Annotated in this window: 2 protein-coding genes; both read right to left on the bottom strand. The window is 64.9% G+C overall.

Annotated elements, in window-relative coordinates; genetic code table 11:
- Positions 1-156 precede the first annotated feature (156 nt).
- Positions 157-924, bottom strand: a complete 768-nt coding sequence (locus tag ACFVXE_RS39080; protein WP_389678562.1) for a transposase — start codon at positions 922-924, stop codon at positions 157-159.
- Positions 925-931: 7 nt separating this feature from the next.
- The gene (locus ACFVXE_RS39075; protein ID WP_389678560.1) at positions 932-1,273 is read right to left on the bottom strand and encodes a hypothetical protein; all 342 of its coding nucleotides are present in this window, start codon (positions 1,271-1,273) and stop codon (positions 932-934) included.
- Between the last annotated feature and the right edge of the window lie 189 nt (positions 1,274-1,462).

Raw genomic sequence — 1,462 nt, 5'->3', positions numbered from 1 at the left:
GCCCTCACGATCCTCCAAGCCCGGGTCCGCACCTTGACCAGCGAACCCAACAACAAGATCAAGACAACGTGTTAATGATCTGCAAGCCCTAAGGGCTGTCCCGCAAATGATCTATGAGTCGTCCAGGGCAGGGTTGGTTACTGTGCGGTCGCTCGACTATCCGGCGAGGGTGAGGTTGTGCAAGCGTGCGATGCCGAGCATGGCGTGGTGGACGCCGTCGCCTTTGAGTCGGCAGTCGCGGAGGATCTTCCAGGTCTTCATGCGGGCGAAGACGTGCTCGACGCGGGCGCGGACCTGCTTGTGGGACTTGTTGTGTTCCTGTTTCCAGTCGGGCAGCTCTTCGCCCTTGCGTCGGCGGTGGGGCATGACGAGCCCGGTGCCGGGATAGCCGCCGTCGGCGATCGTCCTGGTCGTACCGACGGCGGCCTTGGCGGCGGATTCCTCCCACGCCTTGCAGTCGTTGCGGTTCCCGGCGAGAGTACGACCCACGACAACGACCAAGCGGGTGTCGGCGTCGATGACAACCTGGTGGTTCGTGGAGTACCTGTAGTTCTTGGACTGCTCGGCCACGGTGTGGTCGCGGGTGGGGACCAGAGTGCCGTCCACAATGAGCACGGTGTCCTTGGCGAACCGTTTGCGGGGCTGGAGTGCGAGCATCGGACCGAGATGGTCGATTATGCGGTCCGCCGCCGATTTGGACACCCCGAACAGCGGGGCGAGCTGCCGCATCGTCAGGTTCGTACGCCAGTACGCCGTGACCAGCAGGGCCCGGTCCTCCAGCGGAAGGCTCCACGGCCGGCCCTTGCGCACTGGGTCGGCGCCCTCCCGCCGTAGCGCTGTCAGGAGCTTCCCGAACTGTCGCGGGCTCAGCCCGGTAAACGGACCTATCCAGGACGGCTCCGACGCCGTGATCACACCAGCCACGGCGTGATCATTCCACTGCTTCGGGATCCCCCTGCTCGAACGCGATGCGGCAGCGTTCCACCTGGTCAGCCACCTGCTCCATGAACCATTGCATGATCTCGTAGGGGATGACGTGCTCGTCAGGGCTATAGATGCGGACGGTCGGCTCCAGACCAGGGTCCTCGTCGGGGACGAGCGCCGCCAGGAAGGCCGGCCCGGGCAGATGGGTTGCCGCGTTGGGTATCTCAGCCCACGCGGCCGGCGCAGGCACAGCCTCGCTCAGCTCCACAGCCCAGGAATCGTCAGGCAAGGCGTAGTGGAACTGGACGGCATAGTGACGACCTGCATGTTCTCTCAACTCTGCTGGCATGACGGCAGGCTGCCACAGCACGGGGTCACAGGCACGGGGATATCGGCTGAGGCCCAGTCGCTGGGAAGAAGCCCCGACTTGCGGGACAGGTCTTAGGGCTTGCAGATGATTAACTCGCCGATTTGGTCTGTGCGAGGACGCGAGCGTGGAGAGCCGAGAGTTCGGCGGGCGGCGTCTGCGCGGGCGGGA

This window comes from Streptomyces sp. NPDC058231 (assembly GCF_042882275.1).
Taxonomy (GTDB): domain Bacteria; phylum Actinomycetota; class Actinomycetes; order Streptomycetales; family Streptomycetaceae; genus Streptomyces.
This window is presented reverse-complemented; position numbering and strand designations above follow the sequence as displayed.